The organism is Serratia sp. JKS000199 (genome assembly GCF_900215455.1).
Taxonomy (GTDB): domain Bacteria; phylum Pseudomonadota; class Gammaproteobacteria; order Enterobacterales; family Enterobacteriaceae; genus Serratia; species Serratia ureilytica.
Map to the genome: position 1 here is coordinate 3,965,945 of NZ_LT907843.1, position 26,692 is coordinate 3,992,636.

Consider the following 26,692-nt stretch of genomic DNA (forward strand, 5'->3'; position numbering starts at 1 on the left):
CCTTGCACACCAGGGCTGCAAATCACCCCCGGGGGCACCGCCACAGGCGGCGACTATAACAACAGCAATGTGAGGAAGGCATGATTAATCCAACCTTGTCCCGTGTCACACAGCGCATCATCGACCGTTCCCAGGCCAGCCGCGCCGCCTATCTGGCGCGTATCGAGGCGGCCCGCTCCCAAACCGTCCACCGCGCGCAGCTCGCCTGCGGCAACCTGGCCCACGGCTTCGCCGCCTGTCAGCCCGATGACAAGGCGTCGCTGAAAAACATGGTGCGCAGCGATATCGCCATCATCACCGCTTACAATGACATGCTGTCGGCCCACCAGCCGTACGAACACTACCCGCAGCGGCTGAAGCAGGCGCTGAAGGCGGTCGGCGCCGTGGGCCAGGTGGCCGGCGGCGTGCCGGCGATGTGCGACGGGGTGACGCAGGGGCAGGACGGCATGGAGCTGTCGCTGATGAGCCGCGACGTGATCGCCATGTCGGCCGCCGTCGGCCTGTCGCACAATATGTTCGACGGCGCGCTGTTCCTCGGCATCTGCGACAAGATCGTGCCGGGGCTGGTGATGGCCGCCCTCTCCTTCGGCCATCTGCCCGCGCTGTTCGTGCCGGCCGGCCCGATGAGCAGCGGCCTGCCGAACAAGGAAAAAGTGCGCGTGCGCCAGCTGTACGCCGAGGGCAAGGCCGACCGTTTGGCGCTGCTGGAGGCCGAGGCGGCCTCTTATCACGGCATCGGCACCTGCACCTTCTACGGCACCGCCAACACCAACCAGATGGTGATGGAAGTGATGGGTCTGCATCTGCCGGGCGCCTCCTTCGTCCATCCGGACACGCCGCTGCGCGACGCGCTGAACGACGCCGCCGCGCGCCAGGTGACCCGACTGACCGATACCGCCGGCAACTACCTGCCGATCGGCCGCCTGGTGGACGAGAAAGTGGTGGTGAACGGCATCGTCTCGCTGCTGGCCACCGGCGGCTCCACCAACCTGACCATGCATCTGGTGGCGATGGCGCGGGCGGCGGGCATCATCATCACCTGGGACGATTTCTCGGAGCTGTCGGAGGCGGTGCCGCTGCTGTGCCGCATCTACCCGAACGGCCCGGCCGACATAAACCAATTCCAGGCCGCCGGCGGCGTGCCGCTGGTGGTGCGCGAACTGCTGCAACACGGCCTGCTGCACGAAGACGTGCACACCGTGGCCGGTTTCGGCCTGCGCCGCTACACCCAGGAACCGTGGCTGGACAACGGCCAATTGGTATGGCGCGAAGGCGTGGCCGGCTCGCTCGACGCCAGCGTGATCGCCAGCGTGGCCCAGCCGTTCGAACATCACGGCGGCACCAAAGTGATGGCCGGCAATCTGGGCCGCGCGGTGATGAAAACCTCGGCGGTGCCCGCCGATAACCAGATCATCGAAGCGCCGGCGGTGGTGTTCGACAGCCAGCACGATATTGTGCTGGCGTTCGAAGCCGGCAAGCTGGATCGCGATTGCGTGGTGGTGGTGCGCTTCCAGGGGCCGCAGGCCAACGGCATGCCGGAGCTGCACAAGCTGATGCCGCCGCTGGGCGTGTTGATGGATCGCGGCTTCAAAGTGGCGCTGGTGACCGACGGCCGCCTGTCCGGCGCCTCCGGCAAGGTGCCTTCCGCCATTCACGTCACCCCGGAAGCCTATACCGGCGGCCTGCTGGCGAAAGTGCGCGACGGCGATCCGATCCGCGTCAACGGCCGCAGCGGCGAGCTGCAGGTGCTGGTCGACGCCGACGAGTTGGCGCGGCGCACGCCTTGCCAACCCGATCTGAGCGCCGAACACATCGGCTGCGGCCGCGAGCTGTTCGGCGCGCTGCGCAGCCAGCTGTCAGGCGCCGAGCAGGGCGCCTGCTGCATCAAATTTTAATCGATAGCCTGGCCGCATCGCCGCCTGGCGGCGGCCACAGAGGAGAACGTCAGCATGAACAAGTGGACAACAAGCGCCGAGCAGATCCTGACGGCGGGGCCGGTAGTGCCGGTCATCGTGATCAACAAGCTGGAACATGCGGTGCCGCTGGCGAAAGCGCTGGTCGCCGGCGGCGTGCGGGTGCTGGAGGTGACGCTGCGCACCGCCTGCGCCATGGACGCCATTCGCGCCATCGCCCAAGAGGTGCCGGAAGCGATCATCGGCGCCGGTACGGTGATCAATCCGCAGCAGCTGCGGGAAGTGACCGAGGCCGGCGCGCAGTTCGCCATCAGCCCGGGGCTGACCGACGAGCTGCTCAAAGCCGCCACCGCCGGTTCCATTCCCCTTATACCGGGCATCAGCACCGTTTCCGAGCTGATGCAGGGCATGGATTACGGCCTGCGCGAATTTAAATTCTTCCCGGCGGAAGCCAACGGCGGCGTAAAAGCGCTGCAGGCGATCGGCGGCCCATTCCCGCAGGTGCGTTTCTGCCCGACCGGCGGCATCTCGCCGGACAATTACCGCAGCTATCTGGCGCTGAAAAGCGTGCTGTGCATCGGCGGCTCCTGGCTGGTGCCGGCGGACGCACTCGAAAGCGGCGACTACGCGCGCATTACCGAACTGGCGCGCGCCGCCGTCGCGGGCGCCCAGGCCTGATTTACATCGCAGCGGTGGCGGCCGGCAGCGCCGCCCCGCTGCGCTGGCTGAACCGCTGCTTCTTGCGATAAGCGAACACGTCTTCCACATGCCCCTCGCGGATGCGCTGCTGCAACCCGCGCCAATACTCCGCGGTAAACAGATCGCTGTGCAACTCTTCAAACACCTGCCGAATGCGCCGATCGCCGCACAGGAAGTGGCGGAACTCTTCCGGGAACACATCGTTGGGCGCGATGCTGTACCACGGCTCGCTGGCCAGCTCGTCCTCCGGATAACGCGGCGGTGGAATGTCGCGGAAGTTGACCTCGGTCATGTAGCAAATCTCGTCGTAGTCGTAGAACACCACACGCCCGTGGCGCGTCACGCCGAAGTTCTTGAACAGCATATCGCCGGGGAAAATATTGGCGGCGGCCAACTGCTTGATCGCGTTGCCGTACTCTTCAATCGCATCGCGCATTTGCTGGTCGTTGGCCTGCTCCAGATACAGGTTCAGCGGCGTCATGCGCCGTTCCATATACAGATGTTTGATCACGATGCGATCGCCGAGATCTTCCAGCTTGCCCGGCACTTCACGCCGCAGCTCCGCCAATAGCTCAGGGCTGAGACGCGCCTTGTCGACGACGAAATTTTCGTACTCCTGGGTATCCGCCATGCGCCCGACGCGATCGTGCTCTTTCACCAGCTGATAGCAAGCCATCACCTGCGCCTGCGTCACCTCTTTCTGCGGGGCGAACTCATCCTTGATCACTTTAAACACCCGATCGAAGGACGGCAGGGTGAACACCAGCATCACCATGCCTTTCACGCCCGGCGCGATGATGAACTGTTCCTGTGAGTGCGCCATAAAGGTCAGGTATTCGCGATAGCATTCGGTTTTGCCGTGTTTTTGGCAGCCGATCGCCATGTACAGCTCGGCGGTGGTCTTGCCCGGCAGGATCTCGCGCAGCCACTCCACCATCGCCGCCGGCAGCGGTGCGTAGACCATGAAATAAGAGCGGGCGAAACCGAAGACGATGCTGGCCTCGGCCTTGCCGGTCAGGCAGGCGTCGATAAACAGCGCGCCCGATTCGCTGTGGTGAATCGGCAACAGGAACGGGTAAACGCCGTCGGCCAGGCGCAACTTGCCGACCAGCCAGGCGGCCTTGTTGCGATAGAACAGCTCGTTGGCGATCTGGAAGGTCGCCCCCGTCAGTTGCTGTGGGCTGAAGGCGCGTTGCAGCGCCTGAATGATGTAGCGAATGTCGCGTGTCAGATCCTCCCACGGCAACCGCAGCGGCAGATCGCTCAAGATGCTGCGCAGCATCGCCGGCAGATCGCCATTGGGGGTAAAATCGCGCGCCAGCGGACGCGGAATGTCGCGAAAACGCCGTTCCGGCTGCGAACTGAAGACGAACAGCTTGTCCGGCGTCAGATCGCGATGCTTGAACAACCGGCAATAGACCGAGTTGAAGAAGCTTTCGGCGATCTCAAAACGCGGGTAGTCCGGCAGCAGGTCGATATAGACCGCTTTGACCCGGCTGGGGAAGTCGGCGTCGAAATATTTCTGCCCGGTGATGCATTTAAGCTGCTCCACCACCAGACCGACGTGATGGTCGTACAGATGGATGCGCTTTTTCATCGCCTGCTGCACCGCCGGCCAGTCCGCCTGCTCAAAGCGCTGCTGCGCGCCGGCGGTCACTTCCAGAAAGCGGCCGTACTGCGCATCGAAGCCCTGCAGGATCGTCTGTGCGATCAACAACTCCAGTTTTGCCGCCATCCTTACCCCCGCCAGAAAAAGAAGCCTGCGCATGCAGGCTCCGGGTGAAACGTCTTCAAGCTTGCCGCATCAGAACTGCTGTTCTTCCGTCGAACCGGTCAGCGCGGTGACCGAAGAGGCGCCGCCCTGAATGATGGTGGTGACCTTGTCGAAGTAACCGGTGCCCACCTCTTGCTGGTGCGACGCGAAGGTGTAACCGCGCTCCACCGCGGCGAACTCCGCCTGCTGCACCTTCTCGACGTAGTGTTTCATCCCTTCGCCCTGCGCATAGGCGTGCGCCAGGTCGAACATGTTGAACCACATGCTGTGGATGCCCGCCAGCGTGATGAACTGATACTTGTAGCCCATGTCCGACAGCGCCTGCTGGAAACGGGCGATGGTCTGGTCGTCGAGGTTCTTCTTCCAGTTGAACGACGGCGAGCAGTTGTAGGCCAGCAGCTTGCCTGGGTATTTGGCGTGGATGGCGTCGGCGAAGCGCTGGGCGGCATCCAGATCCGGCGTTGAGGTTTCGCACCACACCATATCGGCGTAAGGGGCATAAGCCAGACCGCGGCTGATCGCCTGCTCGACGCCGGCATGGGTGCGGAAGAAGCCTTCCGCCGTACGCTCGCCGGTGACGAAGGCGCTGTCATACGGATCGCAGTCAGAGGTCAGCAGGTCAGCCGCATCGGCGTCGGTACGGGCGATCACCAGCGTCGGCACGCCAAGCACGTCGGCCGCCAGGCGCGCGGCGACCAGTTTCTGGATCGCTTCTTGCGTCGGCACCAGCACTTTGCCGCCCATATGGCCGCATTTCTTCACCGCCGCCAGCTGATCTTCAAAGTGTACCCCGGCGGCCCCGGCGGTAATCATCGCTTTCATCAGCTCAAAGGCGTTCAACACGCCGCCGAAGCCGGCTTCCGCATCGGCGACGATCGGCAGGAAATAATCGGTGTACCCTTTGCTGCCCGGCTCAATCTGGTTCGCCCATTGGATCTGATCGGCGCGGCGGAAGGTATTGTTGATGCGCTCGACCACCTTCGGCACCGAGTCCACCGGATACAGCGACTGGTCAGGGTACATGGCCGCCGCGCTGTTGGCGTCGGCCGCCACCTGCCAACCGGACAAGTAGATGGCCTCGATGCCGGCTTTGGCCTGCTGCAGTGCCTGGCCGCCGGTCAGCGCGCCCAGGCAGTTCACGTAGCCTTTGCGCGCCTTGCCGTTCAGCAACGCCCACAGTTTGGCGGCGCCGTTTTGCGCCAGGGTGCATTCCGGGTTGACCGAACCGCGCAGATTGATCACGTCTTCGGCGCTGTAAGGGCGAGTGATGCCTTCCCAACGGGCCGATTTCCATTCCTGTTCCAGCTGCTGGATCTGTTGAGAGCGAGAGGTAGACATAATTTTTATCCTTTCAGTCATGTAGGGTTGATTGGGAAAGTTCAGGCCAGCAACTCATAGCCGGGCAACGTCAGGAAATCGATTAATTCATCTTGCGTGGTGATGCGCTCCATCAGGCGCGCCGCCTCTTCGAACCGGCCGGCGTTAAAGCGCGCTTCCCCTACTTCTTCACGCACCACCAACATCTCTTCTTGCAACATCTGGCGGAACAGCGCCTTGGTGACCGGGCGCCCGTCGTTCAGGCTCTTCTCGTGGTGGATCCACTGCCAGATAGACGTACGGGAGATCTCCGCCGTCGCCGCATCTTCCATCAAACCGTAAATCGGCACGCAGCCGTTGCCGGAGATCCAGGCTTCGATGTACTGCACCGCCACGCGGATATTGGCACGCATCCCCGCTTCGGTGCGTTCGCCGTCGCACGGCTCCAGCAGTTGCGCGGCGCTGATCGGCGCATCCTGCTCACGCAGCACGTCCAGCTGGTTCTGGCGATCGCCCAATGCGTTGCCGAACACCTCCATCACCGTGTCCGCCAAGCCCGGGTGCGCCACCCAGGTGCCGTCGTGGCCATTGTTGGCTTCCAGCTCTTTGTCCGCCCGTACCTTGTTCAGCACCCAGGCGTTTTTTTCGGCGTCTTTGCTCGGGATAAACGCCGCCATGCCGCCCATGGCGAAGGCGCCGCGCTTATGACAGGTTTTGATCAACAGGCGCGAATAGGCGCTGAGGAAAGGTTTTTCCATGGTCACCGACTGACGGTCCGGCAGCACGCGATCGCCGTGGTTCTTCAGCGTTTTGATGTAGCTGAAGATGTAATCCCAACGGCCGCAGTTCAGACCGACGATGTGATCGCGCAGGTGATACAGGATCTCGTCCATCTGGAACACCGCCGGCAGAGTTTCGATCAGCACGGTCGCCTTGATGGTGCCGCGCGGCAGATCGAAACGATCCTCGGTAAAGCTGAAGACATCGCTCCACCAAGCCGCTTCCTCCCAGGACTGGGTTTTCGGCAGGTAGAAATACGGGCCGCTGCCCTTGGCCAACAGCTGGCGATAGTTGTGGTAGAAGTACAGCGCGAAATCGAACAGGCCGCCGGGGATGGCTTCATCACGCCACAGTACGTGCTTCTCCGGCAGGTGCAAGCCGCGCACGCGAGCGATCAACACCGCCGGATTCGGTTTCAACTGGTAGATTTTGCCGGCTTCATTGGTGTAGGAGATGGTGCCGTTAACCGCATCGTGCAGGTTGATTTGACCGTCGATGACTTTGTCCCAGCTTGGCGCCAGCGAGTCTTCGAAGTCCGCCATAAACACTTTTACGTTGGCGTTCAACGCATTGATCACCATCTTGCGCTCGACCGGCCCGGTGATCTCTACCCGGCGATCGCGCAGGTCTTGCGGAATGCCGCGGATCTGCCAATTGCCTTCACGAATGGAATTGGTTTCCGAAATAAACCCAGGCAATTCGCCGCGATCGATATTTTGTTGCCAGCGGGCACGCGCCGCCAACAGCTCATTGCGACGTGGCGTGAATTTCCCCACCAGTTCCGCCAGAAATTCAACCGCTTCATCCGTTAACACCTGGCGCTCCGCAGCGGCGAAACCCTGCGTAAACCTTAACTCCGTGCCTGCTATCTGTTGCGTCATGACCTTGCTCCTTCCCATCGTTGCACCCGGGCGACCGGCGCATTTTCATCAGAAATCACTGTGGATCAGGGCGGATGAAACGATCCTAAACTGGTCAGATCTCATCCCGATAGCGTTAAGAATACCCAACAAAAAATAAAAATCAAAAACCATTTCCATTTTATTATTAAATATTTTATTAACACTTTATTATCAATTGGTTAGGATAAATAACACGATCAACAGGTAAGGAAATCGGTTCCAATAGAATTGCAAAGACGGACTAACGCGTTGTTAGGCAATGGTTTTTTGGGAGAATTGACGGGTAAAAAGAGGATCGTGCAGAGGATGAGCAGCGCGGCGGCCTCGATTCAGCCGCCGGCAGGCAGAAAAGATCAGTCGAGAGTCGGATTCATATGGCGCAGATCGTAAGGCGTGATCTGGTAGACGTAATAGTTGAGCCAATTGGAAAACAGCAGGTGGCCATGGCTGCGCCAGGTGGCTTTCGGTGTCAGTGCGGGGTTGTCATCGGGGAAGTAGTTGAGCGGTACGGCAGGATCGAGGCCAGCTTCGTTGTCGCGACAATACTCTCCCGCCAGCGTCATTGTATCGTATTCCGGATGGCCGGTGACGAACGCCAGGCGCTTATCCCTGCTGGCGAACAGGTAGGCGCCGGCCTGCTCGGATTCGGCCAGGATGTCCAGGTCGGTATATTGGCGAATCACCTCGGTCGGGAAATCGGCATAGCGTGAATGCGGCGCCAGGAAGCTTTCGTCGAAGCCGCGCGTCAGCAACGCATGCTGCTGCAGCGTTTGGTGCGGATAAACCCCGGAGAGTTTCACCTCGCGCGTCATCTTGGGAATGCCGTACAGGATGTTCAACGCCGCCTGTACCGCCCAGCACACGAACAGCGTGGAGGTAACGTGATGCTTGGCCCAGTCGATCACCCGTTCGATCTGCGGCCAGTAGGCAACATCGCAGAAATCGACCAGCCCCAGCGGCGCGCCGGTGACGATCAGGCCATCGAAGTTCTCGTTCTGAATATCCTCGAAGTCGCAGTAGAAGTTGTTCAGATGCTCCGCCGGCGTATTCTTCGACTCGCGGCTGTCGATGCGCAGCAACTGGATATCAATCTGCAGCGGCGAGTTGGAAAGCAGGCGCAAAAACTGGTTTTCCGTTTCGATCTTCTTTGGCATCAGGTTGAGGATCAGCACTTTCAGCGGCCTGATTTCCTGTGTTTTTGCCCGTGAGGATGTCATCACGAAGACATTCTCACCGCGCAAGAAATTGACCGCAGGTAACTCATCAGGAACACGAATCGGCATTGCTTAACCCTCACACATCCATTTATACGTTTAGACTTCTAGATGCCCGAAGATAGCGTTTTTTTCCGTCGATGTCGAGCGTTCAGCGGAAAGGTGAAAATGTTTCATTGCGCGAGCTGCGTCAGGATCTTGGCAGGGAGGATGAGAGGTACTGAAAGCAAAAAGGCCATCCTTTCGGATGGCCTCTTGGCTTATTTGATGCTTGGCAGTGTCCTACAGTATTCGTCTCATCCTGAGACTCTCCCCTGCGGGGGCCGCCGCAAGCGGCGTTAAGGCCCGTTCCCGACGGGCCTTTCGCATGCCCATGCTCGAGCAGAACGCCAGATAACAGACAAAACAAAAAGCCCCATGCTTTCGCATGAGGCTTGTTGTTTTATTTGATGCTTGGCAGTGTCCTACTCTCGCATGGGGAGACCCCACACTACCATCGGCGCTACGGCGTTTCACTTCTGAGTTCGGCATGGGGTCAGGTGGGACCACCGCGCTATTGCCGCCAAGCAAATTCTTTTTTCTGCCGAACTTCTAAACCCACTTTAAATAAAGTGGTGCTGATACCCAGAGTCGAACTGGGGACCTCACCCTTACCAAGGGTGCGCTCTACCAACTGAGCCATATCAGCACGCTTAATTTGATGCCTGGCAGTGTCCTACTCTCGCATGGGGAGACCCCACACTACCATCGGCGCTACGGCGTTTCACTTCTGAGTTCGGCATGGGGTCAGGTGGGACCACCGCGCTATTGCCGCCAGGCAAATTCTGTTTCATTCCAACCGCTTCACTTCCATGAAGCCATCAGAACCAATCTTGGAACGTCGCTGAAAATCTCTCTAAAAACACCTTCGGTGTTGTAAGGTTAAGCCTCACGGATCATTAGTACTGGTTAGCTCAATGCATCGCTGCACTTACACACCCAGCCTATCAACGTCTTAGTCTTAAACGTTCCTTCAGGGACCTTAAAGGCCCAGGGAAGACTCATCTTGAGGCAAGTTTCGCGCTTAGATGCTTTCAGCGCTTATCTTTTCCGCACTTAGCTACCGGGCAATGCCATTGGCATGACAACCCGAACACCAGTGGTGCGTTCACTCCGGTCCTCTCGTACTAGGAGCAACCCCTCTCAATCTTCCAACGCCCACGGCAGATAGGGACCGAACTGTCTCACGACGTTCTAAACCCAGCTCGCGTACCACTTTAAATGGCGAACAGCCATACCCTTGGGACCTACTTCAGCCCCAGGATGTGATGAGCCGACATCGAGGTGCCAAACACCGCCGTCGATATGAACTCTTGGGCGGTATCAGCCTGTTATCCCCGGAGTACCTTTTATCCGTTGAGCGATGGCCCTTCCATTCAGAACCACCGGATCACTAAGACCTACTTTCGTACCTGCTCGAGCCGTCACTCTCGCAGTCAAGCTAGCTTATGCCTTTGCACTAACCTCACGATGTCCGACCGTGATTAGCTAACCTTCGTGCTCCTCCGTTACTCTTTGGGAGGAGACCGCCCCAGTCAAACTACCCACCAGACACTGTCCTCACCCCAGATTATGGGGCCGAGTTAGAACATCAAACATTAAAGGGTGGTATTTCAAGGATGGCTCCACGCAGACTGGCGTCCACGCTTCAAAGCCTCCCACCTATCCTACACATCAAGGCTCAATGTTCAGTGTCAAGCTATAGTAAAGGTTCACGGGGTCTTTCCGTCTTGCCGCGGGTACACTGCATCTTCACAGCGAGTTCAATTTCACTGAGTCTCGGGTGGAGACAGCCTGGCCATCATTACGCCATTCGTGCAGGTCGGAACTTACCCGACAAGGAATTTCGCTACCTTAGGACCGTTATAGTTACGGCCGCCGTTTACTGGGGCTTCGATCAAGAGCTTCGCCTTGCGGCTGACCCCATCAATTAACCTTCCAGCACCGGGCAGGCGTCACACCGTATACGTCCACTTTCGTGTTTGCACAGTGCTGTGTTTTTATTAAACAGTTGCAGCCAGCTGGTATCTTCGACTGGCTTCAGCTCCATCCGCAAGGGACTTCACCTACATGCCAGCGTGCCTTCTCCCGAAGTTACGGCACCATTTTGCCTAGTTCCTTCACCCGAGTTCTCTCAAGCGCCTTGGTATTCTCTACCTGACCACCTGTGTCGGTTTGGGGTACGATTTAATGTTACCTGGAGCTTAGAGGATTTTCCTGGAAGCAGGGCATCAACTACTTCTGCACCGTAGTGCATCGTCATCACGCCTCAGGGTTAGCATGCAACCGGATTTACCAGGTCACACCCCCTACACGCTTAAACCGGGACAACCGTCGCCCGGCTAGCCTAGCCTTCTCCGTCCCCCCTTCGCAGTAACACCAAGTACAGGAATATTAACCTGTTTCCCATCGACTACGCTTTTCAGCCTCGCCTTAGGGGTCGACTCACCCTGCCCCGATTAACGTTGGACAGGAACCCTTGGTCTTCCGGCGAGCGGGCTTTTCACCCGCTTTATCGTTACTTATGTCAGCATTCGCACTTCTGATACCTCCAGCAACCCTCACAGGCCACCTTCAACGGCTTACAGAACGCTCCCCTACCCAACAACGCCTAAGCGTCGCTGCCGCAGCTTCGGTGCATGGTTTAGCCCCGTTACATCTTCCGCGCAGGCCGACTCGACCAGTGAGCTATTACGCTTTCTTTAAATGATGGCTGCTTCTAAGCCAACATCCTGGCTGTCTATGCCTTCCCACATCGTTTCCCACTTAACCATGACTTTGGGACCTTAGCTGGCGGTCTGGGTTGTTTCCCTCTTCACGACGGACGTTAGCACCCGCCGTGTGTCTCCCGTGATAACATTCTTCGGTATTCGGAGTTTGCATCGGTTTGGTAAGCCGGGATGGCCCCCTAGCCGAAACAGTGCTCTACCCCCGAAGATGAGTTCACGAGGCGCTACCTAAATAGCTTTCGGGGAGAACCAGCTATCTCCCGGTTTGATTGGCCTTTCACCCCCAGCCACAAGTCATCCGCTAATTTTTCAACATTAGTCGGTTCGGTCCTCCAGTTAGTGTTACCCAACCTTCAACCTGCCCATGGCTAGATCACCGGGTTTCGGGTCTATACCTTGCAACTAGTCGCCCAGTTAAGACTCGGTTTCCCTACGGCTCCCCTATACGGTTAACCTTGCTACAAAATATAAGTCGCTGACCCATTATACAAAAGGTACGCAGTCACACCACGAAGGTGCTCCCACTGCTTGTACGTACACGGTTTCAGGTTCTATTTCACTCCCCTCGCCGGGGTTCTTTTCGCCTTTCCCTCACGGTACTGGTTCACTATCGGTCAGTCAGGAGTATTTAGCCTTGGAGGATGGTCCCCCCATATTCAGACAGGATGTCACGTGTCCCGCCCTACTCATCGAACTCACGACCTGTGCATTTTAGTGTACGGGGCTATCACCCTTTGCTGCGCGACTTTCCAGACGCTTCCACTAACACACAAGCCGATTCAGGTTCTGGGCTCCTCCCCGTTCGCTCGCCGCTACTGGGGGAATCTCGGTTGATTTCTTTTCCTCGGGGTACTTAGATGTTTCAGTTCCCCCGGTTCGCCTCATGCCACTATGTATTTATGACATGATAGTGTGTCGAAACACACTGGGTTTCCCCATTCGGGTATCGCCGGTTATAACGGTTCATATCACCTTACCGACGCTTTTCGCAGATTAGCACGCCCTTCATCGCCTCTGACTGCCTAGGCATCCACCGTGTACGCTTAGTCACTTAACCTCACAACCCGAAGATGTTTCCATCGTTCGCGCTGCAAACATTTGAGAGACTCTATGACAGGTTACTCTTTATCCCAGTACATCTACGGAGGGATAAATTTCAGCCGTCATGTTTCAATTTTCAGCTTGTTCCAGATTGTTAAAGAGCAATATCTTAAACATGACTCGGAAGTCATCTTTAAGATATGGTGTATCGTCAGATACTTGAGACCGCCGCTTTCACCGGGTGGGTCGGAAGCTTGGCGTCCCCTAGGGGATTCGAACCCCTGTTACCGCCGTGAAAGGGCGGTGTCCTAGGCCTCTAGACGAAGGGGACACGACACCGTACTTTTATGACGCTTTTGCTCGTTACTTTTTCATCAGACAATCTGTGTGAGCACGCCACTCGAACTAATATCTTTAGGTAAGGAGGTGATCCAACCGCAGGTTCCCCTACGGTTACCTTGTTACGACTTCACCCCAGTCATGAATCACAAAGTGGTAAGCGCCCTCCCGAAGGTTAAGCTACCTACTTCTTTTGCAACCCACTCCCATGGTGTGACGGGCGGTGTGTACAAGGCCCGGGAACGTATTCACCGTAGCATTCTGATCTACGATTACTAGCGATTCCGACTTCATGGAGTCGAGTTGCAGACTCCAATCCGGACTACGACGTACTTTATGAGGTCCGCTTGCTCTCGCGAGGTCGCTTCTCTTTGTATACGCCATTGTAGCACGTGTGTAGCCCTACTCGTAAGGGCCATGATGACTTGACGTCATCCCCACCTTCCTCCAGTTTATCACTGGCAGTCTCCTTTGAGTTCCCGGCCGAACCGCTGGCAACAAAGGATAAGGGTTGCGCTCGTTGCGGGACTTAACCCAACATTTCACAACACGAGCTGACGACAGCCATGCAGCACCTGTCTCAGAGTTCCCGAAGGCACCAAAGCATCTCTGCTAAGTTCTCTGGATGTCAAGAGTAGGTAAGGTTCTTCGCGTTGCATCGAATTAAACCACATGCTCCACCGCTTGTGCGGGCCCCCGTCAATTCATTTGAGTTTTAACCTTGCGGCCGTACTCCCCAGGCGGTCGATTTAACGCGTTAGCTCCGGAAGCCACGCCTCAAGGGCACAACCTCCAAATCGACATCGTTTACAGCGTGGACTACCAGGGTATCTAATCCTGTTTGCTCCCCACGCTTTCGCACCTGAGCGTCAGTCTTCGTCCAGGGGGCCGCCTTCGCCACCGGTATTCCTCCAGATCTCTACGCATTTCACCGCTACACCTGGAATTCTACCCCCCTCTACGAGACTCTAGCTTGCCAGTTTCAAATGCAGTTCCCAGGTTGAGCCCGGGGATTTCACATCTGACTTAACAAACCGCCTGCGTGCGCTTTACGCCCAGTAATTCCGATTAACGCTTGCACCCTCCGTATTACCGCGGCTGCTGGCACGGAGTTAGCCGGTGCTTCTTCTGCGAGTAACGTCAATTGATGAACGTATTAAGTTCACCACCTTCCTCCTCGCTGAAAGTGCTTTACAACCCGAAGGCCTTCTTCACACACGCGGCATGGCTGCATCAGGCTTGCGCCCATTGTGCAATATTCCCCACTGCTGCCTCCCGTAGGAGTCTGGACCGTGTCTCAGTTCCAGTGTGGCTGGTCATCCTCTCAGACCAGCTAGGGATCGTCGCCTAGGTGAGCCATTACCCCACCTACTAGCTAATCCCATCTGGGCACATCTGATGGCAAGAGGCCCGAAGGTCCCCCTCTTTGGTCTTGCGACGTTATGCGGTATTAGCTACCGTTTCCAGTAGTTATCCCCCTCCATCAGGCAGTTTCCCAGACATTACTCACCCGTCCGCCGCTCGTCACCCGGGGAGCAAGCTCCCCTGTGCTACCGCTCGACTTGCATGTGTTAAGCCTGCCGCCAGCGTTCAATCTGAGCCATGATCAAACTCTTCAATTAAAAGCTTGATTTGCTTCCACTCGAGAAGCGATGCTCAAAGATTTACTGCATGAATTTTACTTCAGTTAGTCACTCTTCAAGACTTGATATTTTTTTGCATCCGAAGATGCTGGATATCGTCTTGTGGAGTGCCCACACAGATTGTCTGATAAATTGTTAAAGAGCAGTGAGTTAGGCGCTTTCGCTTGCTAACTCGAGGTGGCGTATATTACGCTTTCCTCTTTCAGAGTCAACCCTAATTTTCAGGATTTTTTCTCTTTCTTCCCGGCCGCTGTGTGAAGTGAATCACTTGCGCCGTGTCGATGGAGGCGCATTATAGGGATCCGAGTTTTTTGCACAACCCCTTTTTTGATCTTTTCTTTCTGTTTGCACACTTTTCAGCCCTTCCGAGTGGATCTTGTGCGATCAGGGCCATTTTCCGCAGGATCCGGCGCTGCGATTGGTTGTAATTCCATCGTCAGAGTCTAGTATTGCCGGTAAATATGATCCCGACGTGAGGCAAGCACCATGTCCGATGCAGTACGTTCTTATCTTCAATACACCCCCAAACTCGGTCAGCGCGTCTTGATCGATCCTTCCAGCGTCGTCATCGGCGACGTCGATCTGGCGGATGACGTCAGCATCTGGCCGCTGGTCGCCATTCGGGGCGACGTCAATGCGGTAAAGATCGGCGCACGCAGCAACATACAGGACGGCAGCGTACTGCATGTGACTCACCGCTCCGAACATAACCCCGACGGTTATCCCCTGTTGATTGGAGAAGACGTGACCGTAGGCCATAAAGCGATGCTGCACGGCTGCGCCATCGGCAACCGGGTGCTGGTCGGTATGGGATCGATCCTGCTGGACGGTGTAGTAGTAGAAGACGACGTGATGATTGGTGCCGGCAGTTTAGTGCCGCCGGGCAAACGCCTGGTCAGCGGCTATCTCTATATGGGCAGCCCGGCACGCCAGGTTCGGCCGTTGACCGCCGCCGAGTTGGAAGGATTGCTTTATTCTTCGAACAACTATGTACGCTGGAAAGATGAATACCTGTCGGAAGACATCTGACGGACGCCCCGTTCCCTATAAAGAGAACGGGGTTGCATTTATGCCGCCAGTTCGCTGCGCAACTGGCGCAATACCGGCTCAATCTCTGGCATCACTCCATGCCAAAGCAGGAAAGCATGCGCCGCCTGCCCCACCAGCATGCCCAACCCATCGGCATATTCCGTTGCCCCCTGCTGCTGCGCCCAGGCCAGGAATGGCGTAGCGCCCTGCTGATAGAACATGTCATAGCAACGAGTGTGTGCATTAACTACGCCCGCCGGCAACGCCGGGATCTCTCCGCTGATGCCGGACGCCGTCGCATTGATCACCAGTTCGAACGCTTGCTGATCCAATTGATCCATCGGCGCCGCCGAGATCTCCCCCAGATGCCGAAAAGCGTCTGCCAACGCCTGGGCTCGGCTGAAGGTGCGGTTGGTGATCGTTAGCCGACAGCCGAAAGACAGCAGCGGCAGGATCACGCCGCGCGCTGCGCCGCCGGCGCCCACCAGCAGGATGCGATCCTGCGGCCGGATCAATTGCTGACGCTGTAGATCGGTCAGCAACCCGATGCCGTCGGTGTTATCCCCCAACAGCTCGCCATTAGGCAATACCTTCAGGGTGTTGACCGCACCGGCCATCGCTGCGCGCTCGCTCAGCTCAGAAGCGGCCGAATAAGCACGCTCCTTGAAAGGCACCGTGACGTTCGCCCCCAGCCCTCCGGCGCGGATAAACGCCTGCAGGCTGGTTTCAAAACCGTCTAACGGTGCCAACACCGTCCCATAAGGATGCTCAATGCCGGTCTGGGCAGCAAACAGCGCATGAATTCGCGGCGACTTGCTGTGGCCGATAGGGTTGCCAAATACCGCAAACTTCTCCATGCCCATTACCTCTAGCCCTGACGGATCTGTTCGCCGGTCAGAACGTCTCTGATTTCGGAAGGATTAAGACGGCCACCCACCTTGCCGCGCAATACCGGGAAAGCTTCGCCGAACTGCCGCGTAACCTCATCCGCACTGCGGCATGGCTCCAGCCCACTGAGATTGGCGCTGGTCGACACCAGCGGCTTGCCATACTGCCGGCACAGCTGCTGCACCAACGGATGATCGCTGACGCGCACCGCCAGCGAGCTGAAGCGTCCGGTCAGCAAACGCAGCGTCTCCGGCCGAGCGGGCAAAACCCAGGTTACCGGCCCAGGCCAGCTGGCAAACATCGTCGTGCGCTGCTGTTCGCTGAGCGCACTGTCGTCGATATAAGGTTTAAGCTGTGCATAGTCGGCGGCGATCAAAATCAGCCCCTTTTCCCACGGCCGCTGTTTCAGCGCCAGCAATGCATTGACCGCCTGCTCGCTGTCGGGATCGCAACCCAGGCCGAATACGGCTTCGGTGGGATACGCAATCACCTGCTGTTGATGCAAAGCATCGATGATAGATAAAAGGTTCGGGCTTAATTCTGAGTTCATGATGTGATTATTCTGTAGTCGCGACGGGTTTTCCGCACAGCTTGCTGGCACAGCACAGGACGGGGCCTTTTGCCGTGCGCTTTTCCATCAGCAGCGGATAATGGCAATAGGCGCACTCACCGGCGACAGGTTTAACATTGAGGGCAAACTGGCATTCCGGGTAACGATCGCAGGAATGAAAAACTTTGCCGTAACGCGACTTGCGCTGCAGCAGTTTGCCTTGGCCGCACTGCGGACAGGTAATGGCGGTTTCGTCAGGCTTATCGATCACTTCAGTGTGATCGCACTGCGGATAATCGCTGCAGCCGATAAACATGCCATAGCGCCCCTGGCGCAGCACCAACGTCGCCTGACATTTCGGGCACTGTTGCCCATCCAAGACCTTAACGATATGTCCATCGGCCTGCGCTTTCAGCGGCCGAATATATTGGCATTCAGGGTACTGGGAACAGCCGAGGAAGGGGCCGTGGCGACCGCTACGGATCACCAGTTCGGCCCCGCATTCCGGACAGGGTTCATTTTGCCTGGCGGCAAAAATCGCGTTTTTTGTCATAACGTCTTCTATGCGCGTTATCGGCTCAATGCAGATAACCTTCGTTCACTTCAAACAACAGTTCTTCCATTTGCTGATAGGCGCTTTCATATCCGGGGATATTAAACAGCACCATCAACACGACCCATTTCAGATCTTCGAGATCGAATTCCGCATTATCCAAAGCCATAACGCGGTCGATAACCATTTCACGGGTTTCGAGGTTCAATACCTGAATCTGTTCCAGGAACAGGAGAAAACCACGGCAGCCGGCGTCCAGACGTGCGCCTTCTTCTTCGGTGTAGATCCGCATTGCCAGCGGATCGGCATCCATAAAGTAAGGGGCATTTTGACCCTCTTGCAGGTCAGCCAACTTCTCAAGCCAATTCAACGCGTTGTAGATATCATCCCGATGAAACCCCGCCTGTGCGAGATCATCGGTCAGTTGATCCTGATCGATGCGCATCTCTGGTTCATTGTGGATATAAGTTTCAAACAAGTACATGAGTACGTCGAACATGGCTTGCCCTCCTTATTCGGACATAGCCGCCGGGTACAGCTGCGATCCATCCTGCTAACTCCAGCTCGAGTAACTTGATTACCACCACTGGCACAGGTTGGCCGGCACGTTCAGCGACGACGTCAACAGGTGTCACCTCATCTCCTACGTTAGCCAACACATCGCCAAATGGCAATTCAACTTCAGCCTGCGACGCACAAATAGTTGTATTTTCGTTCAGTGACAGCCATTGAAGGCCGCTTCCCAGCAATTCGGCGATATCTTTCGGCCCGGTGACCAGATGCGCGCCCTGCTGGATTAACCAATGCGTCCCCTCACTCATCGGGTTTCCTAATGGCCCAGGCAAGGCGAACACCTCACGCCCCTGCTCCAACGCGTAGCGAGCCGTCACCAGGGTACCGCTGCGCAGCGAAGCTTCTATGACCAGAACCCCCAGGCTGAGCCCGCTGATAATGCGGTTACGGCGTGGGAAATGGTCGGCCAGAGGCAAATCGGTGACTAAATGATCTGAAATCACGGCGCCGCCCTGCTCGACTATCTGCTCCGCGAGCCGGCGGTGCCGGCGCGGATAGATATTGCCCAGCCCGCTGCCCAACACCGCAATCGTGCAGCCATCGGCCGCCAGCGCCGCACGATGGCAAATGCCGTCGATGCCGATCGCCAAACCGCTGGTGATGGTGAAACCGCAACGCGCCAACTCCTCGGCGAAATGGTTCGCCCAACGCTCGCCGTAATGGCTGAACTGCCGGCTGCCGACCATAGCGAGCTGAGGTTGCAACAGCACCCGAGGATCGCCCTCGATCAGCAGAAACAGCGGCGCGTCGTCGATCTGAGCCAGGTTTTCAGGATAGCCGGGCGCCCCATAGTTCAGCATACGGTGCGCCGGCTCCTCCAGCCAACGCAGGGTGGCCGCCAGATAGACGGGATCCACTCGGTTGAACTGTGCCTGCTGCCGTTCGTTCAATCCCAGCTCATGCAACACGCGGCGAGGCTCGCCACTCATTTGCGATAACTGTCGCACTAGCCGACTGGCCACGACGGTCTGTAGCCCCGTGACTCCCCGCATCCGTAAAGCGATCTCTTCCGGCCGCATCGTCTGTTCCCTCAGCAAAAACGGTGGTATTGCCAATCTGAGCAATTGGTGCGCAATGCTGTCAATCAGGTCGGGAAATGTCTAGAATAGAGGTTAAACCTCGTTCATTACTCGGATACAGATCTAAAGATATATGTCAGTCTTGCAGGTATTACATTTCCCAGACGAGCGTCTGCGCAAAGTCGCAGCGCCGGTAAAAGAAGTCAATGCAGATATCCAGCGCATCGTGGATGATATGTTTGAAACCATGTACGCAGAGGAAGGCATTGGCCTGGCTGCGACTCAGGTGGATATCCATCAGCGCATTATCGTGATCGACGTCTCCGAGAATCGCGATCAGCGCCTGGTGCTGATCAACCCGGAGCTGCTGGAAAAAAGCGGCGAAACCGGCATCGAGGAAGGCTGTCTTTCCATTCCCGAGCAGCGTGCGCTGGTGCCGCGCGCCGCGCAGGTGAAGATCCGCGCGCTGGATCGCGAAGGCAAACCTTTCGAGCTGGAAGCGGACGATCTGCTGGCGATCTGCATCCAGCACGAGATGGATCACCTGATGGGTAAACTGTTCGTCGATTACCTGTCGCCGCTCAAGCGTCAGCGCATTCGTCAGAAACTGGAAAAAATGGCCAAGCTTCAAGCCCGCGCCTAACCGATCAGGAAATCAACGTGTCTGACTCTTTACGGATTATTTTCGCCGGAACACCAGACTTCGCAGCGCGTCATCTTGACGCGCTGTTGTCATCTGAGCACCAGATTGTCGGCGTATTCACTCAACCCGACCGTCCGGCAGGCCGCGGCAACAAGCTAACGCCCAGCCCGGTCAAAATGCTGGCCGAACAACACCAATTGCCGGTATTTCAGCCTAAATCGCTGCGCCCCGAAGAGAACCAGCGTCTGGTGGCGGATCTCAACGCCGACGTGATGGTGGTGGTTGCCTACGGGTTGATTCTGCCGCAAGCGGTGCTGGATATGCCGCGTCTTGGCTGCATCAACGTACATGGTTCGCTGCTGCCTCGCTGGCGCGGCGCGGCGCCGATCCAGCGTTCGCTCTGGGCCGGTGACAGCGAAACCGGCGTGACTATCATGCAGATGGATGTCGGTCTCGATACCGGTGACATGATGCACAAGATCGCCTGCCCGATTGAGAGCAGCGATACCAGCGCCAGCCTCTACGACAAGCTGGCGCAGCTCGGCCCGCAGGGCATGCTGACGACGCTGCGCAAAATGGCCGACGGCAGCGCCACCCGCGAAGTGCAGGACGAGTCGCAGGTCACCTACGCCGAGAAGCTGAGCAAAGAAGAAGCTCGCCTGGATTGGACACTGTCCGCCGCACAGCTGGAGCGTTGCATCCGCGCCTTCAACCCTTGGCCGATAAGCTACTTCACCATCGATGAGCAACCGGTGAAAGTGTGGCAGGCCAGCGTAATGGCGGAAAGCGCCAACGCGGAGCCGGGCACCGTTGTCCATGCCGACAAGCACGGCATTCAGGTGGCGACCGCCGACGGTATCCTCAATCTGATCCAACTGCAGCCCGCCGGCAAGAAACCGATGTCGGCGCAAGACCTGTTAAATTCACGTCGTGAATGGTTTACCCCGGGTAACCGGCTGTAAGTCACCCCACTGCCCGGCCGTTCATCGCCGGGCCGTTATTTTCTTAATGCCGATCGTTATCAGCTTCAGCCTATGAAAAATAATTACAATCTCCGCAGCATCGCTGCCAAAGCCATCGGCCAGGTGCTGGATCAAGGGCAGTCACTGAGTACTGTCCTGCCGGCGCTGCAAACCTCCATCAGCGATAAAGACCGCGGGTTGCTGCAGGAACTGTGCTTCGGCACGTTACGCGTACTGCCGCAGCTCGAATGGTGCATTCAGCAATTGATGGCCAAACCGCTGACCGGCAAGCAACGTACACTTCACTATTTGCTGATTGTCGGCTTGTATCAGCTGCTGTATACCCGTATCCCGGCGCACGCCGTACTCGCAGAAACCGTGGAAGGTGCGGTGGCGCTGAAACGCCCACAGTTGAAAGGTTTGATTAACGGCGTCTTGCGGCAATTCCAGCGCCAGCAGGAAGAACTTCTGCAGCGCGCCGCCAACAATGACAGCCGCTACCTGCACCCGAGCTGGTTGCTGAAACGCATCCAACAGGCTTATCCCGCCAACTGGCAACAGATCGTCGACGCCAATAACCAGAAGCCGCCGATGTGGCTGCGCGTCAACCGCCTGCATCACACCCGTGAGGCTTACCTGCAGCTGCTGACCGACGCCGGCATCGCCGCGGAGCCTCATGCAGACTATGCCGACGCAGTGCGGTTGCTGGCACCTTGCGCCGTGACCGATCTGCCAGGGTTCGCCGACGGCTGGGTCACCGTGCAAGATGCCTCAGCCCAAGGCTGTGTTGATCTGTTGGATCCACAAGACGGTGAACAGATCCTCGATTTGTGCGCCGCGCCCGGCGGCAAAACCACGCATATTCTGGAAGCGGCGCCGAAAGCACAGGTTATGGCCGTCGATATCGACGAACAGCGTCTGGCGCGGGTGAAAGAAAACCTGCAGCGTCTGCGTTTGCACGCAGAGGTTAAACTGGGCGATGGCCGCACACCGCAGCAATGGTGCGGTGACAAGCAGTTCGACCGTATTCTGCTGGACGCGCCTTGTTCGGCCACCGGCGTGATCCGCCGTCATCCCGACATCAAATGGCTGCGCCGCGAACGCGACATCGCCGAACTCGCCGCCCTGCAGGCCGATATCCTGGAAGCCGTCTGGCCGCATCTGAAATCAGGCGGCGTGATGGTTTACGCAACCTGCTCTATTCTGCCGGATGAAAACAGTAGCCAGATCGCCGCGTTCTTGCAGCGCCATGCCGATGCCAAGCTGGTTGAAACCGGCGATGCGCAGCGGCCGGGACGGCAGAATATCCCGCATCCCGAGGACGGCGATGGCTTCTTTTACGCTAAGCTGATTAAAATGTAATTCTTCAGGGTGCCCACGCGCCCTAAGTCTTTCAGTGTGAAGCAGAGAACACGATGAAAATAATTATTCTTGGTGCCGGGCAGGTTGGCGGGACGCTGGCGGAAAACCTGGTAGGTGAAAACAACGATATCACCGTCGTCGATACCGACTCCGGCCGGTTGCGTCAGCTGCAGGATAAATTCGATCTGCGAGTGGTTCAGGGACATGGTTCTCACCCCCGGGTGCTGCGCGAAGCTGGCGCAGAAGATGCCGACATGCTGGTCGCCGTCACCAACTCCGACGAAACCAACATGATCGCCTGCCAGATCGCCTATTCTCTGTTTAATACCCCCAACCGTATCGCCCGTATCCGCGCGCCGGAATATATCCGCGAGTCGGAGAAACTGTTCCTGCCGGAAGCGGTGCCAATCGACCATCTGATTTCGCCGGAGCAGCTGGTCATCGACTATATCTACAAGCTGATTGAATACCCCGGCGCGCTGCAGGTGGTCAACTTCGCCGAAGGCAAGGTCAGCATCGCCGCGGTTAAAGCCTATTACGGCGGCCCGCTGGTCGGCAATGCGCTCTCTTCGATGCGCGAACACATGCCGCATATCGACACTCGCGTCGCCGCCATTTTCCGCCAGGATCGGCCGATTCGTCCGCAAGGCTCGACCATTATCGAAGCCGGTGATGAAGTGTTCTTCGTTGCCGCCTCACAGCACATTCGCGCGGTGATGAGCGAACTGCAACGGCTGGAAAAACCTTATAAGCGCATCATGATCGTCGGCGGCGGCAACGTCGGCGCCGGCCTGGCCGCCAAGCTGGAGAAAGACTATAACGTCAAACTCATTGAGCGCAATCAGCAACGTGCCGCCGAACTGGCCGAACAGTTGCACGATACCATCGTGTTCTACGGCGATGCCTCCGACCAGGAACTGCTGGCCGAAGAGCACGTCGAGCAGGTGGATGTATTCATCGCTATCACCAACGACGATGAGGCCAACATCATGTCGGCCATGCTGGCCAAGCGCATGGGCGCCAAGAAAGTGATGGTCTTGATCCAGCGGCGCGCCTATGTCGATCTGGTACAAGGCAGCGTGATCGATATTGCCATTTCACCGCAGCAGGCAACCATCTCCGCGCTGCTTGGGCATGTGCGCAAAGCGGATATCGTCAGCGTTTCATCGCTGCGCCGCGGCGTGGCGGAAGCGATCGAGGCGATTGCCCACGGGGATGAAAGCACGTCCAAAGTGGTCGGCCGCATCGTCGAAGACATCAAGCTGCCGCCGGGTACCACCATCGGCGCGATCGTGCGTGGCGACGACGTGATCATTGCCAACGGCAACAGCAAAATCGAACAGGGCGATCACGTCATCATGTTTATTACCGACAAGAAATTCGTGCCTGACGTTGAACGCCTGTTCCAACCGAGCCCATTCTTCTTGTAGAACGAATTTATTTGGCTATGGTCTATAATCGCGTGGTTGTTCTCTGCCTTGGGAGGAGATAAAACTTCTCTCCTTTTGTGGCAAAGGGAAATTGCTTTGTTAAACTTGAGTTATTAATTCTGCAAGGGGTGCGTTCTATGAGTATGTTGAAAGAGTTTCGCGAATTTGCCATGCGTGGCAACGTGGTCGATCTGGCCGTCGGTGTGATTATCGGTGCCGCATTCGGCAAGATCGTTTCGTCCTTCGTGGCTGATATCATCATGCCACCGCTGGGCTTACTGATCGGCGGCGTCGACTTTAAACAGTTCCATCTGGTATTACGTGAAGCTCAGGGCGCCGTACCGGCGGTGGTAATGAACTACGGTTCATTCATCCAAACCGTATTCGATTTCGTGATTGTCGCCTTCGCCATCTTCCTGGCGATTAAATTGATGAACAAAATGCGCCGCAAACAGGAAGAAGCGCCCGCAGCGCCGCCAGCACCTACCGCAGAAGAGAAACTGCTGACGGAAATCCGTGATTTGCTGAGCCAGCAACAGCAGCCAAAACTGTAAGACAGCGTTTGGTTATGCCAATAAAAAGCCACCTGATAAAGGTGGCTTTTTTAATGCCTTAAAACCAGAAGGCCAGTGGTAAATTATCGCTTGATACTTTACCACTGGCCTCCCAGTTACCGCCTTTGTTGTGTTTTTCTTTACGCCGATAGCTGCCTTTGCCTTTCACATTCTTTTCTACCCGTTGACGGAATAGCGGATCATGCAACAGCGCCTCAATGGCGTTATCTTGAATCTGGCCTTTGGTGTGACGATATTTCGTCATGGTAATGCTCCTGTAAAATATGAGGGATAAAACGGGGCGATAATACTGCCGGCGATATAAAAATTAAAGTGCCGTCAGCAACCTTTTTTGCCTTTGTCATCGCTGGCGCCCTGTTCCAAAGTTTCCAGGATCGAACAGTAGTTGCTGGTATGGGCGGTACCGCAGCAGGCGTCGCTCAGCCGTTTCAACGATTCACGCATCCGGGTCAGCTCCGCCAACTTGCTTTCCACTTCGCTCAGGCGCGCATCAACGATAGACTTCGATTCCTGGCAGGTGTGATGTTCCGGATCGACCCGGATCGACAGCAGCTCGGCGATCGTTTCCAGAGTAAAGCCCAACTGCTTGGCATAGCGGATAAAACGCAGCCGCTGCAGATCCTGCTCGGTGTACAGCCGATAACCGCCTTCAGTACGGACATTGTGATCCATCATGCCCTGCTTTTCATAGTAACGCACGGTATCCGGCGTCACTTCGGCAAGCTTGGCCAACTGACCTATCTTGAACATTACTTCTCCTCTCGGGTGAGTTTACCGTCCAGCGCACGCTGATATTCGCCATGCAAGAAGTCCGTGCTCATTCCAGCGTGACGCAACCGATGTTTCAGCAGCGCCATGCGCTTGCTGAGATCGACATAGTCCGGATGCTCACTGTTGATCCCTTGCAGTAAGTGAGCAACGGTTAATGCCTCTTTGCGATCTTCCAGCGCCGGCGGCAGATAACCGGCATTTTTCAGCAGGCGGTAACCGGCGCGTAGCTCAGCAGGCACCGCGCTGTCATCGTCCAGCACGAGCGGTTGTCCCTGGCCGGGCAGATTGTCGAACTCGCCTTTATCCTGGGCATCAAGGATATGACGTTCCGCCCATTGGTCGAGCAACCCCATAACAGACAGCCTCAGTGAGCTTATTGAATGAGTCTAAGCATAACGGATAGGAGCGGGGATCTTAAGCTCGGCGGGGGGAATTGAGCACATTTGGCTGGATTTGGACGTAAAAAAACCGGGCAAGCCCGGTTTTTTTACGCGTCTACAGATTACTCTGCAGTTGCTACTTCTGCTTGAGACTCAGCACGATCAACCAGCTCGATGTATGCCATCGGCGCGTTGTCGCCTGCGCGGAAGCCACACTTCAGAATGCGAGTGTAACCACCGGCACGGCTCGCGAAACGCGGGCCCAGCTCGTTAAACAGTTTTGCCACGATCTCGTTATCACGAGTACGGGCGAATGCCAGACGACGATTAGCTACGCTGTCGGTCTTGGCAAGAGTAATCAGCGGCTCAACAACGCGACGCAGCTCTTTTGCTTTTGGCAGGGTCGTCTTGATGATCTCATGACGAACCAAAGAGCCGGCCATGTTACGGAACATAGCCTGGCGATGGCTGCTGTTACGGTTCAGTTGACGACCACTCTTACGATGGCGCATGACCTTATCCTTCTCAGTAAAACCTTAACCTGTGATCCGGTTACTCGTCAGCAATGCTTGCCGGCGGCCAGTTTTCCAGGCGCATGCCCAGAGACAGACCACGTGAGGCCAGCACGTCTTTAATCTCGGTAAGAGATTTTTTACCCAGGTTTGGCGTTTTCAGCAACTCAACCTCGGTACGCTGTACCAGATCACCGATGTAGTGGATAGCTTCTGCCTTGAGGCAGTTAGCAGAGCGGACAGTCAATTCCAGATCGTCAACAGGGCGCAGCAAGATCGGATCGAATTCCGGTTTCTCTTCTTTAACTTCCGGCTGACGTACATCACGCAGGTCAACGAAAGCTTCAAGTTGTTCAGCCAGAATGGTGGCCGCACGGCGGATCGCCTCTTCAGGATCGATCGTGCCATTGGTCTCCATCTCGATGACCAGCTTATCCAAGTCAGTACGCTGTTCTACACGCGCAGCTTCAACATTGTAGGCGATACGCTCTACAGGGCTGTAGCAGGCGTCAACCAACAGACGACCGATTGGGCGCTCATCTTCTTCCGAATGAATTCGGGCAGAAGCCGGCACATAACCGCGACCGCGCTGAACTTTGATACGCATGCTGATAGCCGCGTTCTCATCAGTCAGGTGGCAGATCACGTGCTGAGGCTTGACGATTTCGACATCACCATCATGGGTGATGTCGGCAGCGGTCACAGGGCCAATGCCAGATTTATTCAGGGTAAGAATAACTTCGTCTTTGCCTTGAACTCTCACCGCCAGCCCTTTCAGGTTGAGCAGGATCTCCAGGATATCTTCCTGTACGCCTTCTTTGGTGCTGTACTCATGCAGTACACCATCAATCTCAACCTCGGTCACCGCGCAACCCGGCATAGATGAAAGCAGAATACGGCGCAGTGCGTTGCCAAGAGTATGGCCAAAGCCACGCTCTAAAGGCTCAAGGGTCACCTTGGCGTGCGTCGAACTGACTTGCTCGATATCTACCAGGCGCGGTTTTAGAAACTCTGTCACAGAACCCTGCATTGTGTCCTCTCTTTGGTACTAAGCT

22 protein-coding genes, 2 tRNA genes and 4 rRNA genes are annotated in these 26,692 nt (G+C 56.9%); 8 read left to right on the forward strand and 20 right to left on the reverse strand.

Annotation, left to right across the window (positions count from 1 at the left end; genetic code table 11):
• Window positions 1-80 precede the first annotated feature (80 nt).
• Together edd and CPH57_RS18780 are read left to right on the forward strand one after the other, a co-directional pair.
• Window positions 81-1,895 carry a phosphogluconate dehydratase gene (gene edd, locus CPH57_RS18775; RefSeq protein WP_096242641.1) on the forward strand — a complete coding sequence of 605 codons (1,815 nt, stop codon included), beginning with the start codon at window positions 81-83 and terminating at the stop codon, window positions 1,893-1,895.
• 54 nt (window positions 1,896-1,949) lie between these two features.
• The gene (locus tag CPH57_RS18780; RefSeq protein ID WP_025304481.1) at window positions 1,950-2,591 is read left to right on the forward strand and encodes a bifunctional 4-hydroxy-2-oxoglutarate aldolase/2-dehydro-3-deoxy-phosphogluconate aldolase; all 642 of its coding nucleotides are present in this window, start codon (window positions 1,950-1,952) and stop codon (window positions 2,589-2,591) included.
• 1 nt (window position 2,592) lies between these two features.
• On the opposite strand, the gene aceK is transcribed toward CPH57_RS18780, so the two are convergent.
• The 10 genes from aceK to CPH57_RS18830 form a co-directional block, all read right to left on the reverse strand.
• Window positions 2,593-4,347 (reverse strand): bifunctional isocitrate dehydrogenase kinase/phosphatase, encoded by a 1,755-nt coding sequence (aceK, locus tag CPH57_RS18785; protein WP_060660186.1) that lies wholly within the window; start codon window positions 4,345-4,347, stop codon window positions 2,593-2,595.
• Between the two features lie 69 nt (window positions 4,348-4,416).
• Window positions 4,417-5,724, reverse strand: coding sequence for an isocitrate lyase (gene aceA, locus CPH57_RS18790; RefSeq protein ID WP_096242642.1), 1,308 nt, complete (start codon window positions 5,722-5,724; stop codon window positions 4,417-4,419).
• Window positions 5,725-5,765: 41 nt separating this feature from the next.
• The gene (aceB, locus tag CPH57_RS18795) at window positions 5,766-7,364 is read right to left on the reverse strand and encodes a malate synthase A (RefSeq protein ID WP_042785479.1); all 1,599 of its coding nucleotides are present in this window, start codon (window positions 7,362-7,364) and stop codon (window positions 5,766-5,768) included.
• A 374-nt stretch (window positions 7,365-7,738) separates the two neighbouring features.
• Entirely contained in the window at window positions 7,739-8,668 is a 930-nt protein-coding gene (gene metA, locus CPH57_RS18800; protein ID WP_033651194.1) for a homoserine O-succinyltransferase, read from the reverse strand.
• A 382-nt stretch (window positions 8,669-9,050) separates the two neighbouring features.
• Window positions 9,051-9,166, reverse strand: a 5S ribosomal RNA gene (gene rrf, locus CPH57_RS18805).
• Between the two features lie 45 nt (window positions 9,167-9,211).
• Window positions 9,212-9,287 (reverse strand) — tRNA-Thr (locus tag CPH57_RS18810).
• A 14-nt stretch (window positions 9,288-9,301) separates the two neighbouring features.
• Window positions 9,302-9,417 (reverse strand): 5S ribosomal RNA (rrf, locus tag CPH57_RS18815).
• Between the two features lie 99 nt (window positions 9,418-9,516).
• Window positions 9,517-12,424, reverse strand: a 23S ribosomal RNA gene (locus CPH57_RS18820).
• 239 nt (window positions 12,425-12,663) lie between these two features.
• Window positions 12,664-12,739, reverse strand: a tRNA-Glu gene (locus CPH57_RS18825).
• Window positions 12,740-12,827: 88 nt separating this feature from the next.
• A 16S ribosomal RNA gene (locus CPH57_RS18830) occupies window positions 12,828-14,369 on the reverse strand.
• The 16S, 23S and 5S rRNA genes sit together here with 2 tRNA genes alongside, the layout of an rRNA operon.
• Window positions 14,370-14,876: 507 nt before the next feature.
• On the opposite strand from CPH57_RS18830, the gene CPH57_RS18835 reads away from it, so the two are divergent.
• On the forward strand, window positions 14,877-15,419 hold the full coding sequence (locus tag CPH57_RS18835; protein ID WP_033645236.1) for a gamma carbonic anhydrase family protein: 543 nt from the start codon (window positions 14,877-14,879) through the stop codon (window positions 15,417-15,419).
• Between the two features lie 38 nt (window positions 15,420-15,457).
• On the opposite strand, the gene aroE is transcribed toward CPH57_RS18835, so the two are convergent.
• The 5 genes from aroE to dprA are packed head-to-tail and all read right to left on the reverse strand — an operon-like array spanning window position 15,458 to window position 19,002.
• Window positions 15,458-16,276, reverse strand: a complete 819-nt coding sequence (gene aroE, locus CPH57_RS18840) for a shikimate dehydrogenase (RefSeq protein ID WP_096242859.1) — start codon at window positions 16,274-16,276, stop codon at window positions 15,458-15,460.
• 11 nt (window positions 16,277-16,287) lie between these two features.
• Window positions 16,288-16,857 (reverse strand): L-threonylcarbamoyladenylate synthase type 1 TsaC, encoded by a 570-nt coding sequence (gene tsaC, locus CPH57_RS18845; RefSeq protein ID WP_047573468.1) that lies wholly within the window; start codon window positions 16,855-16,857, stop codon window positions 16,288-16,290.
• A 7-nt stretch (window positions 16,858-16,864) separates the two neighbouring features.
• Complete coding sequence (locus CPH57_RS18850) at window positions 16,865-17,410, reverse strand: type I DNA topoisomerase (protein WP_019456195.1); 546 nt, start codon at window positions 17,408-17,410, stop codon at window positions 16,865-16,867.
• A 25-nt stretch (window positions 17,411-17,435) separates the two neighbouring features.
• On the reverse strand, window positions 17,436-17,909 hold the full coding sequence (gene smg / locus CPH57_RS18855; protein ID WP_096242643.1) for a DUF494 family protein Smg: 474 nt from the start codon (window positions 17,907-17,909) through the stop codon (window positions 17,436-17,438).
• Window positions 17,881-19,002 carry a DNA-protecting protein DprA gene (dprA, locus tag CPH57_RS18860; RefSeq protein ID WP_033652727.1) on the reverse strand — a complete coding sequence of 374 codons (1,122 nt, stop codon included), beginning with the start codon at window positions 19,000-19,002 and terminating at the stop codon, window positions 17,881-17,883. The genes smg and dprA overlap by 29 nt, the downstream gene beginning before the upstream one ends.
• A gap of 133 nt (window positions 19,003-19,135) precedes the next feature.
• Between dprA and def the strand changes: the two genes are divergently transcribed.
• The 5 genes from def to mscL all read left to right on the forward strand — a co-directional run bounded on the left by def (window position 19,136) and on the right by mscL (window position 23,953).
• Complete coding sequence (def, locus tag CPH57_RS18865; RefSeq protein ID WP_015379260.1) at window positions 19,136-19,645, forward strand: peptide deformylase; 510 nt, start codon at window positions 19,136-19,138, stop codon at window positions 19,643-19,645.
• A gap of 17 nt (window positions 19,646-19,662) precedes the next feature.
• Window positions 19,663-20,607: a methionyl-tRNA formyltransferase gene (fmt, locus tag CPH57_RS18870; protein ID WP_046687909.1), complete on the forward strand. Its 945-nt coding sequence runs from the start codon at window positions 19,663-19,665 to the stop codon at window positions 20,605-20,607.
• Window positions 20,608-20,679: 72 nt separating this feature from the next.
• Window positions 20,680-21,969, forward strand: a complete 1,290-nt coding sequence (gene rsmB, locus CPH57_RS18875; protein ID WP_096242644.1) for a 16S rRNA (cytosine(967)-C(5))-methyltransferase RsmB — start codon at window positions 20,680-20,682, stop codon at window positions 21,967-21,969.
• A gap of 53 nt (window positions 21,970-22,022) precedes the next feature.
• A complete protein-coding gene (gene trkA, locus CPH57_RS18880) occupies window positions 22,023-23,399 on the forward strand; it encodes a Trk system potassium transporter TrkA (RefSeq protein WP_004929716.1) in 1,377 nt (458 codons plus the stop codon).
• 137 nt (window positions 23,400-23,536) lie between these two features.
• On the forward strand, window positions 23,537-23,953 hold the full coding sequence (gene mscL, locus CPH57_RS18885; protein ID WP_025304493.1) for a large-conductance mechanosensitive channel protein MscL: 417 nt from the start codon (window positions 23,537-23,539) through the stop codon (window positions 23,951-23,953).
• 58 nt (window positions 23,954-24,011) lie between these two features.
• On the opposite strand, the gene CPH57_RS18890 is transcribed toward mscL, so the two are convergent.
• The 5 genes from CPH57_RS18890 to rpoA form a co-directional block, all read right to left on the reverse strand.
• Window positions 24,012-24,218, reverse strand: coding sequence for an alternative ribosome-rescue factor A (locus tag CPH57_RS18890; RefSeq protein WP_025304494.1), 207 nt, complete (start codon window positions 24,216-24,218; stop codon window positions 24,012-24,014).
• Between the two features lie 74 nt (window positions 24,219-24,292).
• On the reverse strand, window positions 24,293-24,724 hold the full coding sequence (gene zntR, locus CPH57_RS18895) for a Zn(2+)-responsive transcriptional regulator (RefSeq protein WP_096242645.1): 432 nt from the start codon (window positions 24,722-24,724) through the stop codon (window positions 24,293-24,295).
• Window positions 24,724-25,098, reverse strand: coding sequence for a DUF1992 domain-containing protein (locus CPH57_RS18900; protein WP_096242646.1), 375 nt, complete (start codon window positions 25,096-25,098; stop codon window positions 24,724-24,726). Before CPH57_RS18900 ends, zntR begins: the two co-directional genes overlap by 1 nt.
• Window positions 25,099-25,247: 149 nt before the next feature.
• On the reverse strand, window positions 25,248-25,637 hold the full coding sequence (gene rplQ / locus CPH57_RS18905; RefSeq protein ID WP_004929726.1) for a 50S ribosomal protein L17: 390 nt from the start codon (window positions 25,635-25,637) through the stop codon (window positions 25,248-25,250).
• 40 nt (window positions 25,638-25,677) lie between these two features.
• The gene (gene rpoA / locus CPH57_RS18910; protein ID WP_002919219.1) at window positions 25,678-26,667 is read right to left on the reverse strand and encodes a DNA-directed RNA polymerase subunit alpha; all 990 of its coding nucleotides are present in this window, start codon (window positions 26,665-26,667) and stop codon (window positions 25,678-25,680) included.
• Window positions 26,668-26,692 lie beyond the last annotated feature (25 nt).